Origin of the sequence: Lentiprolixibacter aurantiacus, assembly GCF_026241225.1 — a bacterium.
GTDB lineage: Bacteria > Bacteroidota > Bacteroidia > Flavobacteriales > Flavobacteriaceae > Lentiprolixibacter > Lentiprolixibacter aurantiacus.
The window spans coordinates 564,513-580,536 of record NZ_JAPFQP010000001.1 but is presented as its reverse complement, the minus strand read 5'-3'; the positions used below and the strand labels follow the sequence as shown (position 1 = coordinate 580,536).

At 45.9% G+C, this 16,024-nt stretch carries 9 protein-coding genes; 5 read left to right on the top strand and 4 right to left on the bottom strand.

From position 1 onward, the window contains the following. Positions 1–40: 40 nt before the first annotated feature. Together OO016_RS02565 and OO016_RS02560 are read right to left on the bottom strand one after the other, a co-directional pair. Complete coding sequence (locus OO016_RS02565) at positions 41–2,311, bottom strand: toxin-antitoxin system YwqK family antitoxin (protein ID WP_266010580.1); 2,271 nt, start codon at positions 2,309–2,311, stop codon at positions 41–43. Between the two features lie 254 nt (positions 2,312–2,565). Continuing rightward, positions 2,566–4,593, bottom strand: coding sequence for a helix-turn-helix domain-containing protein (locus OO016_RS02560; protein ID WP_266010578.1), 2,028 nt, complete (start codon positions 4,591–4,593; stop codon positions 2,566–2,568). A 231-nt stretch (positions 4,594–4,824) separates the two neighbouring features. Between OO016_RS02560 and OO016_RS02555 the strand changes: the two genes are divergently transcribed. Both OO016_RS02555 and OO016_RS02550 read left to right on the top strand, forming a co-directional pair. After that, positions 4,825–5,397: an ankyrin repeat domain-containing protein gene (locus tag OO016_RS02555; protein ID WP_266010576.1), complete on the top strand. Its 573-nt coding sequence runs from the start codon at positions 4,825–4,827 to the stop codon at positions 5,395–5,397. Between the two features lie 21 nt (positions 5,398–5,418). Continuing rightward, the gene (locus tag OO016_RS02550; RefSeq protein WP_266010574.1) at positions 5,419–6,522 is read left to right on the top strand and encodes an acyltransferase family protein; all 1,104 of its coding nucleotides are present in this window, start codon (positions 5,419–5,421) and stop codon (positions 6,520–6,522) included. A 67-nt stretch (positions 6,523–6,589) separates the two neighbouring features. Here OO016_RS02550 and OO016_RS02545 read toward each other — a convergent pair whose 3' ends face one another. Both OO016_RS02545 and OO016_RS02540 read right to left on the bottom strand, forming a co-directional pair. Then, positions 6,590–7,828, bottom strand: coding sequence for an acyltransferase family protein (locus tag OO016_RS02545; RefSeq protein ID WP_266010572.1), 1,239 nt, complete (start codon positions 7,826–7,828; stop codon positions 6,590–6,592). 163 nt (positions 7,829–7,991) lie between these two features. After that, positions 7,992–9,584, bottom strand: coding sequence for an FG-GAP repeat domain-containing protein (locus OO016_RS02540; RefSeq protein WP_266010570.1), 1,593 nt, complete (start codon positions 9,582–9,584; stop codon positions 7,992–7,994). A gap of 282 nt (positions 9,585–9,866) precedes the next feature. On the opposite strand from OO016_RS02540, the gene OO016_RS02535 reads away from it, so the two are divergent. The 3 genes from OO016_RS02535 to OO016_RS02525 are packed head-to-tail and all read left to right on the top strand — an operon-like array spanning position 9,867 to position 16,013. Next, entirely contained in the window at positions 9,867–13,184 is a 3,318-nt protein-coding gene (locus OO016_RS02535) for a DUF1553 domain-containing protein (RefSeq protein WP_266010568.1), read from the top strand. A gap of 1 nt (position 13,185) precedes the next feature. Then, entirely contained in the window at positions 13,186–14,607 is a 1,422-nt protein-coding gene (locus tag OO016_RS02530) for a DUF1501 domain-containing protein (RefSeq protein ID WP_266010566.1), read from the top strand. Then, the gene (locus OO016_RS02525) at positions 14,607–16,013 is read left to right on the top strand and encodes a c-type cytochrome domain-containing protein (protein WP_266010564.1); all 1,407 of its coding nucleotides are present in this window, start codon (positions 14,607–14,609) and stop codon (positions 16,011–16,013) included. The genes OO016_RS02530 and OO016_RS02525 overlap by 1 nt, the downstream gene beginning before the upstream one ends. Positions 16,014–16,024 lie beyond the last annotated feature (11 nt).

Below are 16,024 nucleotides of genomic sequence, written 5' to 3'. Positions count from 1 at the left end.
ACTTGGATTTTTGTTTCACACACGGTTTATCACTAACCTGCTAATAATCCGGAATTAAATACCATTGATTATCTATAGAAATAAGGGTTATTCGAATATGGTCTAACTTATTATTTCTGTAGAAGAAAACATCAATTTTCGCCAAGGAATATTTGGCTGGCTCAGGGACGTAGTTTATGGAATTTGGCCATTTGATATTTTCTTGGGAACCATCCGCATTTAAAATCGATAAATCATACTTTATCAGTTCAATTTTTCCTATTTCATGTTTGTCAAAAGTATCTTTAAAATACCGCATAAATTTCAGTCTGCTCTTATCATACTCTACGGATTTACTTCTTATTTCCGCTTCTGACACCTCCTTTTCACGAAACATTATGGCAAAGACCCCATATATTTTCTCAAAAGGCATAATTAATTCCTCAAGCTTCCTGTAATTCCGTTTTTTTAGGAGGGTGATAAAATTTTCAGTGAACGACTTTATCTTATTTCTGTTATCATCTGTAACGGGCTGTACCTCCTCCAGTACGTTTCCATGCTCATCCCAGGCCTTTGCCCTGAGCACATCACCTCTAAACATAACTAGCTTTGCTTGTTTTTCGCCATTTTCAAACCAACTGTTCCTGAGACTGGTCCTGTTATAGCCCTTGATCAACTTATCCCTTACCTGTCCGTTTTCATACCACTCCGTAAAGCCATCATTACTTTTTTCATAGGCTATCTGTCCGCTTTCATACCACCTGGTTTCCCTGTTTTTATCTCTTTCAGATTCTTTTTGCCCATTCTTATACCAATTGGTATAGATCCCATCCTCGTTTATCTCTCCTCTAGGATTGGTTTTTAGGGTCCTTTCGGATTTCTTACTTCCATTATTCTCATGCCAGATAGTATACGGGCCATCAAATTTTCCAAAAACGAGGGTAGCCATGGATTTTGAAGTGCCAGGTATAGTACGCCACTTGCCCCCTCTGCCATAGTCTAATTCCCCGGCAAAAGTCATTACTCCGGTAAATGGTTTATCGGTACCTGTTTTATACAGCATATTTTCCTTTAATACCAATTCCTTAATATCAACCGTGTCAATCAGTTGCATTTCACCACGTATTATTTCATTCCCATTATGATCCCAGATTTTCCAAATTCTTTGGTTGTTTTCATAATTTTTTTCCTCCATTATACTCCCATCAGGATACCAATGTGTCTCTCTTATTTCTTGTTTGTTTTCATATTCCTTAAGAAATATTTTGCGCCCATCCTGGGAGTAGTTGGTATGGCTAATCATCTCCCATGTATTTCCTTTTAGGATATGATCCTGCACTACTTTTAGGTTTCCCACATAATCCCAGGTCATTTTGTAGGGGATCCCATCCTCAAAACGCACTTCTTCAACCATGGTTCCCTGCCTGTTCCATACCCGAAACTCCCTGCGTGCACCTTCTACAAAGTTGGCTTCATATATTTTTACTCCGGTGGGATACCTGTTGATTGCGACCCCTGTAAAGGGTTTATCTACCCCTATTTGATGCTTTAGCCCATCCTTATCTTCGAGATCTCTGATATGCAGGGTGTCGTTTTCAATAATTGTTTCCAGGTTGTTGAAAACCATTTTAAGAAGGTCCAGAAATTGGGTGTCGGTACCATCAATATTCCTTCTTAACCAGAAGCTCAATGCCGTATTGGATTCAGCTATATCATAGCCCCGATCCTGCATTGCATGATAAACCTCCCTGTCGTACTCTCGGAGGAATGCTCCCGGCGAATGATTGCCATGCATGGCTTCAAGGTAGATCTCTTTCAATCGGGTAAATTCAACACTTTGAGAATTATATTTTAAATGCAATATTTGGTATGCCGCATAATAGGTTTTCAGCAGTTTCCGGAAACGACTTTCATACAAGATTTTAGCATTTTCTTTGAATTCAGGGTCTTCAAAAAGCGTTTTCAGGGTTCTGTTAACTTCGTTTAGAAATTCAGGGTTGTAATACCCCATTTTACTGGAATAATAATTGATTTGCCCCTGGTGGGGCCCTTCGCGAAATACTTCGATGCCCGTTGCCGACTCTAGTATGTCCATGCCCGCGATAGATTTCAGGATGGCATACTTACTTCTGACGCCCCTGTCTGGGAGCCAGGAGTCCATCATTTCTTTGGTTTTTGGAGTTACTTCTTTAAGCTGTTCATAACGGCTCAGGCATTTCACAATAATCCTGGTAAGGTCCGTTTGATCTGCCGTAGAAAAAGCAGACAGGAATACGGTCAAACAAACCAATAGACAGAGCCCTATGCTATATAAAACCTTAGTAATTTTCATAGGCGGATTTTTGTGAGTTTATGATTCAAACCTTATTTCGAGAGCACTACAATTCAGCCTCTCCATAATATCTGACTGATTAATAGGCTATACCAAGATAAGAAATCAGGATTTTCCATTTGCCGGAGAAAGGAGAATCCGGACCTTTTCCGCCAGTAAATGAACCCAGGTGGGACCACATCAAGCGCAAAGCCCACACTCCTTATGGTGCGTGGGCTTTATTTTTTATAGAGTTCTTAATAAGGATATGAACCCTACAACAGCCCCTTATCCTCCAGGTCTTTTTTTAGCTTCTCCTGGTTTTCCCAGAAGCGGGTTTTGATTTTGTCCATGATGCCCTCAAACTCGGGATGGTTTAGCAAGGGTTTCATGATCGGGTCCTTCTCCATGAACAATAATATCCAGTACTGAATGTTGTCCTGCTGGGCAAAGACCTTTAATTGCGCGATAGCTTCGTCCAGCTGTCCGCGATGCACATGTTTTACTGCCATACTGGCCGATCTGTAGATGGAGGCATCGTCCTCGCAATAGGCCGCATAAGACTCGAAAAAGCCAGCTGCTTCTTCATCCAGGCCCATTTGCTCGTAGACCATACCAATCTTGATATCCTCATGTTTGTAGATGTCCAGGCCGAATTGCCTTCGGGCCGCAACAAACTTCTTATAATATGTAAAGGCCTGTTCATAATCCTCCTCAAAATAGTAGAGTTTAGCCACTTCCTGCAGGATATCCAAACGAGTGGTATCCTTCTCCAGTTCAGCAATCAGCAAATCCCTGGTCTGCTTCAGGTCCTTATTCTTGGCATACAGCACAAAGGCCCTGACCATAGGCGCATAATAATTCCCGGGGTCGTAGTCGAGCGACTTGTCAATGGCGCTGAGGGCCTCATCTACAAAACCGCTTTGAACAAAGGCGTTGCTTAAATGCAGGTAGATATAGCTTCCGGAAAGGGAGTCATTCGCAGCAATATCAATCTGTATTCCTTTCAGAGCGTATTCCAGGTATTTCCCGGTATTGGGGATTACCCGTGCATAGTAATCTGCCAGGGTTTGTATAGCAGCGGAGGAGTTTGGGTTGTATTCCAGCGCCTTCTCCAGGTGCGGCAGAGCCAGGCGGTACTCCCCGGTCAGGGTGTAGTACAGGGCTTTGGCGATCAGGCTTTCAGCCGATTGGGAGTCGTACAGGAGGGCTTTGTCTGCATAGTTATTGATGACTTCCGTATACTGTTTTTCTTTTCGGTTTTCATCTTTAAAATAATAGGCAATAGCCAGGTTGGCATAGGCCAGGGAGAATTGCGGATCCTCTGCAACGGCTTTTTCAAATAGGGGAATCGCCTTTTCGAGGCCTTCTGCTGTTCGCCGGTAAAACTGGTCCTGTCCCTGCAGGAAGTAATCATAGGCCAGCAAATTCTCTGTGGGCTTTTTCTCCATCCGTTCCCGTTCTGCGGGGGTCACAATGGCCTCAACAGCCTCTGCAATCTTTCGGGCCACTTCGTTTTGCAGGGCAAAAATATCTGTTACTTCACGGCTGTACTGCTCAGACCAGACAGGCCTGTCATTGGCCGCTTCTATCAATTGAATATTGAGCAACACCTGGTCGCCCACCCGTTGTCCGCTGCCCTCCACCAGGTAATTGACGTTCAGCTCTCTGGCGATCTCAGCAACACTGCGGACTTCGTTTCGGTATTTTTCCACAGAGGTGCGACTTACTACCCGGACATCCTCAATCTTTTGCAACTTGTTCAGGGTAGATTCCATTAAGCCGTTGATAAAATACACATTGGTTGCATCACTGCTCTCGTTCTTAAAGGGAAGGACAGCGATGGATTTTTCCAGGATTACCTCCTCTTCTGGTGGCGAAAATTTGTACAGTACAAGGGCGAACAGCAAGAGAACAAGGGTGGCTGCCGCTACCCATTTGACGGGTAATTTTGGTTGGACCTCAGGTTCCCGAAATTCCATTTTGGCAGCTTCCCCCGGGGGATAGCCATACTGTTCACGAAAGCATTTGATAAAATAGGAAGAACTTCCAAAACCTACCTTATAGGAAACCTCCGAAACGGTATGGGTGTTTTCCCGAAGCAACTCCATGGCCTCCTGCAGGCGTATTTTCCGTATAAACTGACTGGCAGAAAGCCCGGTCTCCTTCTTTACCTTTCGCAGCAAGTTGGATCGGCTCATATGCATTGCCCCGGCCAGTTCAGACACACCAAACTGTTCATTGGACAGGTTTTCCAGGACGAGGTCTCTGGCCTGCTCTATAAATGGGGATGGATTGGACATGCTGCTCATGGTTAGTTCGAAATTAGAAAAAATAATGGCAACTGCGCCCAGCTGAATCTCCCAAATTCCGGCACCTAATTAAGGTGTTTGCGTCATAATTGCTATCCGCGCTTCAAATTTTGCAACGCCCTCCTCAAGGCTTATGTATTTGAGCGCATCCTTGATTAGTCTTGCATCACCATCTGCAGGAACTTTGTAAGTGTAAAGTTTAAACCTAAAATTCATACAAAAATGAAAACTACAAAAATCACAACATTAAAATCATTGAGCATGCTTTTCTTAAGTATGCTTTTGTTCTCGGCTTGTGGACAAAGCAGGAAGAATTCCGAGCTCAAAGGAAGCGTTGTTGCTCCTAAAGTGGACATTCATACCGCAGTCATAAGTGGGGATCTCGAGGCAGTACACCAGCATATTGAAGCGGGATCTGATATTAATGTAAAGGAGCCTTTCAACGGATCCACCCCATTAATTACTGCTGCGACTTTTGGAAAAAAGGAGATAGCCCAGGCACTTATTGATGCCGGCGCTGACCTTAGTATTAAGAACAATGACGGGACTACCCCGCTTCATTCAGCCGCTTTCTTTTGCCGTGTAGAAATTGTGCAGCAACTGATCGACGCCAAGGCCAACAAAAACCTGCTGAACAAATACGGCTCCACCCCAAGGCAAACGGTAATGGGTCCCTTTGAAGACGTAAAACCGATTTATGAGATGCTGCAACAACAGTTAGCACCCATGGGCTTCCAACTTGACATGGCAGAAGTGGAAAAATCGCGCCCGGTCGTAGCCATGATGTTACAATAGGCATTTAAAGATATATCACCCATGAAACTTGAAAGAAGACATGATATAGACTGGTTGCGTGTAATTGCCATTGGGTTGTTACTGATTTACCACATTGCCATCATTTTCCAGCCCTGGGCCATGTTCATAGGTTTTATCCGTGGCCCGGAGCTGATGGAAGGCCTGTGGACTCCAATGACAGCATTGAATGTATGGCGGATTCCGTTGCTGTTCTATGTTTCCGGGATGGGGGTTTATTTTGCCTTGCGCAAACGAAACTGGAAACAATTGCTAGGGGAACGCTCCAGGCGCATCCTTTTGCCCTTCGCGTTCGGGTTCATCGCGATCACTCCCTTACACATCTATATTTTTCAAGCCTATTATAATATGCCTCTGAGCTATTTTCCACATGCCGGGCACTTGTGGTTCCTGGGGAACATATTTGTTTACGTATTGCTCCTGTCGCCTCTCTTTTTCTACCTCAGGAAGAATGAGGCTGGAAAATTCAAAAAAGCCTTATCCAACTTTATGCAGAATCCATTTGGCCCGCTATCTATATCAGTGTTCTTTATGGCAGAGGTGGTCTTGCTTAAGCCGACCCTTTTTGAAATGTATGCCGAGACCTGGCATGGCTTCTTTATTGGCCTGCTTGCCTTCTTTTTTGGCTTTTTGTTTGTGTATAGCGGGAAGGATCTCTGGAACACCCTCTTGAGATGGAGGTGGCTTTACCTGGGCCTGGCCATAGCACTATACGGGCTGCGATTTTTTGTATTTGACCTGAAAATCCCGGGTTGGGTAATGGCCATTGAATCCAATTGCTGGATCTTCGGGCTATTTGGATTTAGCTATAAGTACCTGAACAGGCCCAGCGCACTTTTAAGCTATCTCAGCCAGGCGGCTTATCCCGTCTACATCCTGCATATGTTTGTGCTGTATGCCGGGGGGTACCTTATTCTCCCACTGGACATCCCCGTATTTTTGAAGTTTGCTGGCATAGTGGCCTTTACAGGGATCGTTTGTTACCTTCTTTATGAATTCCTGATCTGCCGGATAGGTTTCCTCAGGCCATTCTTTGGACTGAAAGTGAAATGTATTCAACCTGGAAAAGAAAAAGAGCTAAAAGAGGCAGTGGGTAAATCCCTATAGACCATTTATGCTACCTCGGATATCATATCCGGGGTAGCGTTCATTATATCTCAGCTGTCTTTTATCCTTATTTATCCATCGCAGGCTTTAGCTGGGTTACGACTTCTGCCTTTTTGATGTCGCTAATTCTTCTCGAATATTTCCTGCCGTTCAGGAACTTTCCGATAAAAGTGGATCTCACTAGGTAGTGATAGGTCAGGAAGCAGATAAAGGTGGTTACCAATACCACGATAGAGAATTTAATAATAGCAGGAGCGTTCCATTTTCCTATCAGACCTGGCAGGAGTGCTGTCAGGGGCAGGTGGAGCAAATACACCCAGTAGGAAGAATCGGAAATATAACGCATGCGGGCAGAATGGTTGCTGAAGTAGCGCAAAAACAGCCCTGTGATCCCAAAAATAAAAAGCCAGACACAGGTGGCATTTATGAGCATGTGCACTTCCGCAGCCAGGGAATCAGTATCTGCCAGGAAATAAGCCGTGTAGATCGCGGTTCCCAGGATGGTAAGGGCCCAGTCATATTTCATAAAGGTACTCAGCAAATGTTTGGATTTGAAAAGGATCCAGCCACACATATAGAAGAAAAAGTAAAAGACAAAGGTATTGAGGTCAGGCACAAAGCTCAGGGAGGTAGCCACCCATTCCCGGTCCATGAAGAGGAGTATCCCAAAGGTAAGCGCAATGGAAACAATCACTTTGGCCAGCGGGCGCTTAAGGAGCACATCGAGTATGGCCGTAGTTTTTTCCGTAACCACAGGAAAATTCTTAAATAATTGTGCCAGGGCATATGATGCCACTGAAAACATGATCAGGTAGTACAAAAACCAAAGGTGCATAGTCCTTTCCGGGATCAATGCAGACAGATCTGTAAAGGTGGCTGCGAAAGAGTTGACCAGTTGAGACCCTTTGGTGGCTCCCAGCGGGTCGGCAAAGCCAAAGACCTGGTTGGAAAACCAGAAAGACGCATTTACCAGAGGCCATAGCAGGATAAGAAAAACCGCAAAGGGGAATAAAATCCTTTTCATCCGGTTTACCAGCATCCTTTTGGGAGAGCGGTCAAAAAACAGCAGGGACGCAAAGAAACCTGCGATAACCATAAAGATGGGCATTCGGAAATTATGGATTATGTATAGAATCCATTCCATCAGGGCGCTGTCTGTTGTGGAGTCCCTGGTGGGCCAGCCGGGACTGGGGTTTCCGCCGATATAAGTTATGGCACTGTGCAGTACAATGCCCAGCATCATCATAATGGCTCTGAGGGAGTCCAGCGCATGCAGGCGCTCCGTTTTGCTTGGGTGGGTTTTCATAAGGAAAGGTGGTTTGGTTGGTGTATTTAAAAATCTAACGACCTAAATATAGGGGTTTTAGGCTATTAAGAGGAATATGAAAGTTATTTAATCCCGGGCTTTAATCCCGCAGCGATTAAATCGCATCAACTTTTCGATGGGTTTTACTGTGAAAAAGGGCATCTCATTCTTTGGCAGGTCCGCTTTGAAGGGTAGTGGTGATACACTTTTCATTTTTGCTGTAGTCCACAGCACAGATTTTAAGGATATCTCCATCGGCCGGAGCAGGGAAACTGGCCCGCCAAAGATATTCCCCGTACCAGTTCATGGGAATGGGATTGCCTGCTTCTCCTATTGAAAGGCTAACAGAATCCCAGTCATGAGGCATACTGGGACTTTTGTTGTCGTGTATCCTGGCCTCTACGATAAGCGTTCCCTCTTCCTGGTTTTCACTTATGCGGTAATGGGAAATAACTGGAGCAGCCGTATCCGGGGGTATATTTTTGCCTATAAATATCCGTTCTTCAATGCCCTCGCTCCCTTCACCCTGTCCCATTATAATGTCTAATCTATTGTCATTGTCAATGTCTCCCAGTACCATGGAAAGGGTAAGGGGTGTTGGAGCGCCCTTTAATACGGGCTGCAACAGCTTAAAATGACCACCTCCGGTATTTTCCATCAGCCGATCTTCCCCGGTTAGGGAACTGATCAAAAAATCCGGATCCCCGTCTGAATCGTAATCAAGAAAAACGCTGTTGTTGTCATCTTCGCCTATGTTCTCAGAATCCGGCCACAGTGCGTGGGTTGCATCAATAAAACGTTTCCCTTCCTGGTTCAGAAAAACATGTTCTCTCCTGGAAAACCGTTCCCCTTTTACGATTTCACCATCGTTAATGGTCACCATGTCCAAAAAACCATCATTATTGACATCCATGACCTCAAAATCATAGTTGTTGGTGTAGGCCGGCAAAAGCCTCTGGTTTTCAAAGTTCCCTTTTCCGTCGTTAACGAAGAGCCTGCTTGTTGCGCACCGTTTGCATGAAACAGCAATGTCCAGGTCAAAATCATTGTCAAAATCAAAAAATTCGAGGTCCCAGGAAAATTGAATAAGCAGGTTGGGCATCTGGGCCTCCGTAACATTTGTAAAAACCCCTTTTCCATCATTAAGCCAGAGCATGGTTCGCCCCCCTGAATTGTCCATGTTGGATCCGGGGCCCCAGTCGGACAGTATCATATCCAGATCCCCGTCACCATCCACATCGCCCAGCTCTATGTCCCCCACACTGGCTTTTACCCGAGGGAAATGATTTGCGGTGACGTTTTTGAATTTCCCGGAGCCAATACCCAGGTAGAGCTGGGATTGGGTTTGATAAGTGGCTCCCAATACAATATCCGGGACCCCATCCTGGTTTACATCAGAAACTTTTATAACCCGGGAGAGGTATTTGTTTTCCCCGAAAACATCAGCGGTAATTTCCTTAAACCTCTTCCCTGGCCCCTGATTAATGAAAATACGACTGGTTTCAGGGTCCCCGGGTTCAGAATAGTTCCCCCCGTTGGCAAAAAGCAGGTCTATCCTCCGGTCCCCATTGATGTCTGCCACCTCTACCCGGTTGGTCCATTCTGCGGTAATTGGGAGATAAGTTGCTGTTTCATCTACCCACAGGTTCTGAATTTGCGTATTATTAACAGCGGGAACTGCCCGCCCTCCCTGGTCCTTGCAAGAAAGCAAAGTCAGGAAGGAAACAACTGTAAAAAGGAAAGATAAACGCGTCATAAGAAAAGCTTTTCCGGAGGTTTGCCCATTGCCCCATGATGAGGAAGGATGCTTAAATATAATTGATACAGGCGTATGATGTATGTCCTGTAAAGGGATTTGAATATAAAAGCAGTTTTGAGGGGATTCTCATGATTGACACGTTTTTTTCAGATTATTCTCCCGCCTGCCTCACCCCTTGCCATACTGTAAATAGTAAGGTAGAATGGAATCATCTAGCTTTAAAGGGCTTGAGTTTTGATTTATTTCCTATCTTTCCTCTGAAACAACCAACCAGAGCCCTTGAGTAACCGAACTGTTTTTAAAGCTACCCCCATTTTCGGGTACTTTCTTTATTTGGGATTTACGGCGATTCTTCTTTCGGTTTTCAGCTGTTCCCAGAAGCTTCCCGAGAAGGTAGAGCAGGCCTATGCCAGCTTGCCGGACCATATTGATTATAACTTCCACATAAAGCCTATTTTATCTGACAGGTGCTACAACTGCCATGGCCCGGACCCTGAAACCAGAAAGGCCGGTCTCAGGCTGGACATCGAGGAGGAAGCTTTCAAAAAACTGGCATCCGGGAATTACGCTTTGGTAAGGGGAAGTTTTGGAAAAAGCGAGGCGATACATCGCATGCTGAGCACTGACCCGGAAGAAATGATGCCACCCCCGGACACGGAATTAACGGTTACCGCCGAGGAAATTGCCCTTATTTCCAAATGGCTGGAGCAGGGAGCGGAATGGAAGGAGCACTGGTCCTTTCTTCCTGTAAATAATGTAAGCGTCCCGGAAATTGAGAATGACTGGAAGCAGGTAAATGAAATTGATAATTTCATACAGGAACAATTGCTGCAAACAGGTTTGTGGCCATCACCCGAAGCAGACAAGGAACGCCTTATAAAGAGGGTCACCATGGATCTTACCGGCCTGCCCCCATCCCCGGAAGAGATAGATGCATTTCTCAAGGACCCTTCGGTGAAGGCATATGAAGAATTGGTAGACCGGCTTTTGGCTAGCAATGCTTACGCGGAAAGAATGACACAGGAGTGGATGGATGTGGCGAGATATTCGGATTCCCACGGGGTCTCCTTTGACGGATACAGGACTTCCTGGCCTTATCGGGACTGGCTGATACAAGCCTTTGCCAAAAATATGCCCTACGATGAATTTATCACCCACCAGATAGCAGGAGACCTCATTGAGAATGCAGATGACCAGTCGAGGATTGCAACGGCATTTTTACGGATGAACCCACTGGAAGCTTCTGCAGGATCCATTCCTGAAGAGTTCCGGATAGAATATGTGAACGAACGCGCAGGGTTTACCGGAACTGCGCTTTTGGGAATGACACTGGAATGCGCCAAATGCCACGATCACAAATTTGACCCGATTACTCAGAAAGAATTCTACCAGGTCTCTGCATTTTTCAACAATACAGAAGAATACGGACTTGCACCCACCGATTCAGATAGGGCCCCCACCTTGATTCTTTTGAGTGAGGAGGAAAAATTACAACTGAACAGCTATATGGAGTCCCTTGGAAAACAGGAGGGCCTTCTGGCGGACACAAAGAAACATGCAATTACTAATTACAACAAGCCCCTTCCCAAGACAATTGCAGGTGACCATATAAGCCATTATGCGTTTAACAGCATAAAGCCCTATAAGAAAGAGATCAAGCCGAAAAAGAAAAAGGAAGAAAAGAATAAGAAGGACAAAAAGAAAGAGAAGCCCGAGGACAAAAAGAAAGTGTTTGTGGAATTGCAGATGCTCGATAATAACAAGGAAGCAGAAGCCAATTTGAAAATTACACTGACCGAGGGGAAATACGGTAAGGCAGCTTACTTTAATGAAGAATACGACATAATAAAACTGCTTAAAACGGGTGAGTTTAACCACATGGACCCCTTTAGTATAAGCACCTGGATTTTAACTGAAAAGGATTCGGTGGGTTCTTCCCAAAACATCATTGGCAATTCCGGGCATGTTTTTCAATATCATCGCGGCTGGGACCTTGCCCTGGATTCTGGCAATCATGTTAGGGTCCGATTGATCCACCGTCTCCCAGATGAGATTATTTCTGTAAGTTCATCAGAACCAATACCTGCCAATCAATGGCAGCAGGTTGGTTTTACATATGATGGGAGTAAATCGGCAAGCGGGATTTCCATTTTTGTGAATGGACAGAAGGTACCTTCAAGAGCCCATTTTGATAAACTAAAGCGCTCCATTCTCCCTATAAGTCAGAAAAATGGCAAACCAGATTCCATCCCTCTTGTTGTTGGGAAGAGCAACCGTAAGTGGATGGATGACTTAGGGATGTTCCAGGGGGCAATTGATGAAATAAAAATTTTCGACCGCCAGCTCTCCCAATGGGAAATGGCGGGCCTGGGCGAGGCTGATCTAGATCCTAATTCAGATGCGATAAAATGGGAACACTGGTTTTTACATGACAAAAACCTGATCAAAGACAGAAAGAAAATCTACGAGACACGAATGGCGATCACCAAAATGCTCGACAGTGCCAATGAGGTGATGGTTATGCAGGAAATGGAAACTCCGCGAAAGACCTATATCCTGGAAAAGGGACTGTACGATCAGCACGGGGAAGAAGTAGAGCCGGGGGGTATTAATAAAATATTGCCCTACGGCCCGGACTTGCCAAAAAACCGCCTGGGGCTTGCCCGATGGCTTTTTGACCCGGACAACCCTGTTGTTTCCCGCGTGGCCATCAACCGCTACTGGCAGATGGTCTTTGGGAGTGGCCTGGTGAAAACAGCCGAAGATTTTGGCAGCCAGGGCGAACGCCCCAGTCACCCAAAACTATTGGATTGGCTGGCTAAGGATTTTATGAACAACGGCTGGGATGTGAAGCATGCGCTGAAGCAAATGGTTATGTCCCATACGTACAGGCAAAGTTCTTTCAGCCCGGAAGAGTTGCGTGAAAAAGACCCTGAAAACCGGTACCTGGCCAGGAGCCCATCCTATCGCTGGCCGGCTGAAATGATACGTGACAACGCCCTCAAGGCAAGCGGCCTGCTCGTTGAAGAGACAGGTGGTCCCAGTGTAAAACCCTATCAGCCGGACGGTTTGTGGAAGGAAGTCTTTATGGCTTCAAGCAAACTTTCAAAATACAAACCCGACACCGGTAAAAATTTATACCGAAGAAGCCTGTATACCTTCTCCAGACGTTTTGCACCCAATCCGTTTATGATCAATTTTGACGCCACTTCAAGGGAAATCTGTACCATACGCAGGAATATTACCAGCACCCCCTTGCAGGCACTCACATTGTTAAATGATCCCCAGATGGTTGAAGCATCAAGGGTGTTATCGGAAAAGGTTCAAATGGAATCCCCGGACAGTGTGGAGAAACAAATAACCCTGGCCTTCCGAAGGTCTACTGGACTGAAACCCAGCCAGGACCAACTGAGTATTTTGAATTCCCATTATGAGAAATCACTACAGAGGTTTATCGGGAAACCCATGTTGGTTGATTCTATTTTATCAGTTGGGGAACGACCTTTTAACAAGGAACTCTCCAAGGAGAAAACTGCTGCGATGACCCTCGTGGTCAACACAATATTCAATTTTGACGAGTCATACACAAAAAGATAGCATGAAAGATCACCACCATAAACCGTTAAGCCGGAGGGACTTTCTGGGGAAGTCTACCCTGGGGCTAGGGGCGATATCCCTGGCATCCCTGGTGAATCCCATGAACTTATACGGATCCACTCTTGGTCGTATGAGGGGCCCCCATTTTGCCCCCAGGGCCAAAAGGGTGATTTTCCTGAACATGATTGGCGCCCCCTCTCAGCTGGACCTGTTTGATTACAAGCCGGTCCTGACGAAAATGCACGGAGTTGAGTTGCCTGATAGTGTGATGGGGGGAAGGGTAACGGCTACAGTAGCTGCCCAGGCTACCAAACCCATTGTAAGGCCACTTTATAATTTCAGTCAGCGAGGTGAAAGCGGCATGTGGATGAGCGACCTCCTGCCACATATGGCCCAGATCGCAGATGAGCTTTGTATGATTAACTCCATGTATACTGAATCCGTACAGCACGAACCCGCACAGATGTTTACACATACGGGTTCTGAGATTCCAGGAAGGCCCACCATGGGCTCATGGATCAGTTATGGGCTTGGCTCCGAGAATGAGAATCTGCCTACCTATATTGCCCTCATGACCAAGGGGAATGAAGGGGGCAGCACAAGGTTGCTGTCGAGCGGATTTTTACCTGCTGAGCACCAGGGCGTGCAGTTCAGAAGCGGCAAGGATGCAGTATTATTTTTAAATAATCCCCCTGGTGTGACCGGGGAGACTCGCAGGGAACAATTGGATTATCTTCAAAAACTACAGCAAAAGAATTATAACGAATGGGAAGATCCGGCTATCAAGGCCAAGATGTCGCAATACGAAATGGCATTTCGCATGCAAACATCCGTGCCGGAAGTGATGAACACAGACGGGGAACCCGAACACATTTACGAACTCTACGGAGAGGACAGCAAAAAACCTGGAACCTTTGCCAGTAATTGCCTTTTGGCCAGAAGGCTTGCAGAACGGGGGGTACGTTTTGTGCAGCTGTACCATGGGAATTGGGACCACCATAGCAATTTGCCCAAGGCTATCCCGAAAAGGTGCAAAGAGGTAGATCAGGCCTCAGCAGCTTTGATCATGGATCTTAAACAGCGCGGATTGCTGGAAGACACCCTGGTTATCTGGGGTGGAGAATTTGGCAGGACAAGCTTCTCCCAGGGACAGCTTACCAAGGACAATTTCGGAAGGGATCACCATCCCGATGCCTATACCATGCTTATGGCCGGCGCCGGGGTTAAAAAAGGGCTCACCTATGGCGCAACTGATGATTTTGGCTACCATATCACAGAAAACAAGGTGCATGTTCACGACTTAAACGCCACTATTTTACACCTCCTCGGACTGGACCATGAAAGGCTTAATTATAAATACCAGGGGCGCCGTTTCCGGCTTACAGATGTGCACGGGGATGTAGTTAAAGACATTCTCAGTTGATGGAGTGGGATCTTTTTTTAGGCCGATTTCATCCCCTCCTGGTCCATTTACCCATCGGATTCTTTATTCTGGGGTATATTTTTGAGCTGCTGTTAAAATTTGGGTATCGCAGCATTATCTCTTCCAGAAAAATCATTATCCTGACCTATACCGTGGGTCTGTTAGCTGGCATAGCCGCAGCCCTGAGCGGATGGCTGCTTTCTTTCAGCGATGATTACCCCCTTAGTGCCCTGGACGATCATAAACTGCTGGGCATCCTGACATTGGTAGTGATGCTCATCCTGATCTTTTACCAGATCAAAGTTCCTGCTGCCAGAGACACCCTGAAACTACTGGGGTCTACTATTGTAGTAATATTAATTGCCGCCACCGGCCACCTGGGAGGCAACCTGACCCACGGACCGGACTACCTGGTGGAATACGGGCCTGGCATCCTCAGGGGAAGCCAGATGGGATTGCTGGAAAATAGTGAGGTGAACCCGGACTCCGTCCTCATCTTCCAGGACATTCTTAAACCGGTATTACAGGATAAATGCGTGGCCTGCCATAATTCTGAACAAAGCAGGGGAGGACTAAAGCTGGAATCTTATAGAGACCTCTTTAAGGATGCAGAACACGGGAAACCTGTTGTGGCCGGAAACCCGGAAAAGAGCGAATTATTCAGGAGGATCAGTTTGCCGGCGGAAGATGATCTTGCCATGCCTCCAAGGGGGAATAGTATAGGCTATACCAATATTCAGATCTTGAAGCATTGGATAGCAGAAGGAGCAGACAGCCTGGCTATATTCAAATCGGATGCTATTTCCGGGGAATTGATTGCCCTTTTAATTCGGGACTATGGCCTGGATTACAGTCCCAGGCCTTATTACGAGAAGGTTAAGGCAGACAGCCTGAGCGAAGGGATTCTGAAGGAGCTTCGCAATGGGGGTTTCAGGGCTAATTATCTTGGAGAGAACAATTTTTTGCTGGATGTGGAATACGGGGGTGATTCCATAGGGGAGCGGGAAATTCAACTGCTTAACCAGGTTTCAAAAAACATAACCTTCCTTAAGCTTTCGGGATGTAAACTTTCGGATGAGATGCTTGAAGGGCTTAGCCCCATCCCTCACCTTACCCGGGCAGACCTCAGTAAAAACCCCCTCACCGGGCATTCAGCAGCCTACCTCATGGAACAATTGCATTTGGAAGCTGTTAATTTGAACGATACTGAAATCGATGCGGAAGCATTGGGGAAACTGCTTTCAGAATCTGGAATAGCCAGGGTCTATATCCGGAATACAAAGGTGTCTGAGGATGAAATATCAAGCCTGTCTCAAAACTATGCAGATAAAGAAATAATCGCTGGTTTTACATTTGAGAAAGTGCCCGAAGCCAAATCTGTATTCGAGCAAAGCCAGGAGGAATAGACCAGAGCACA

Coding starts and splice junctions, on each gene's coding strand:
- OO016_RS02565 (WP_266010580.1), bottom strand. CDS start 2,311: ATGAAAATTACTAAGGTTTTATATAGCATAGGGCTCTGTCTATTGGTT.
- OO016_RS02530 (WP_266010566.1), top strand. CDS start 13,186: ATGAAAGATCACCACCATAAACCGTTAAGCCGGAGGGACTTTCTGGGG.
- OO016_RS02525 (WP_266010564.1), top strand. CDS start 14,607: ATGGAGTGGGATCTTTTTTTAGGCCGATTTCATCCCCTCCTGGTCCAT.
- OO016_RS02550 (WP_266010574.1), top strand. CDS start 5,419: ATGAAACTTGAAAGAAGACATGATATAGACTGGTTGCGTGTAATTGCC.
- OO016_RS02540 (WP_266010570.1), bottom strand. CDS start 9,584: ATGACGCGTTTATCTTTCCTTTTTACAGTTGTTTCCTTCCTGACTTTG.
- OO016_RS02560 (WP_266010578.1), bottom strand. CDS start 4,593: ATGTCCAATCCATCCCCATTTATAGAGCAGGCCAGAGACCTCGTCCTG.
- OO016_RS02555 (WP_266010576.1), top strand. CDS start 4,825: ATGAAAACTACAAAAATCACAACATTAAAATCATTGAGCATGCTTTTC.
- OO016_RS02545 (WP_266010572.1), bottom strand. CDS start 7,828: ATGAAAACCCACCCAAGCAAAACGGAGCGCCTGCATGCGCTGGACTCC.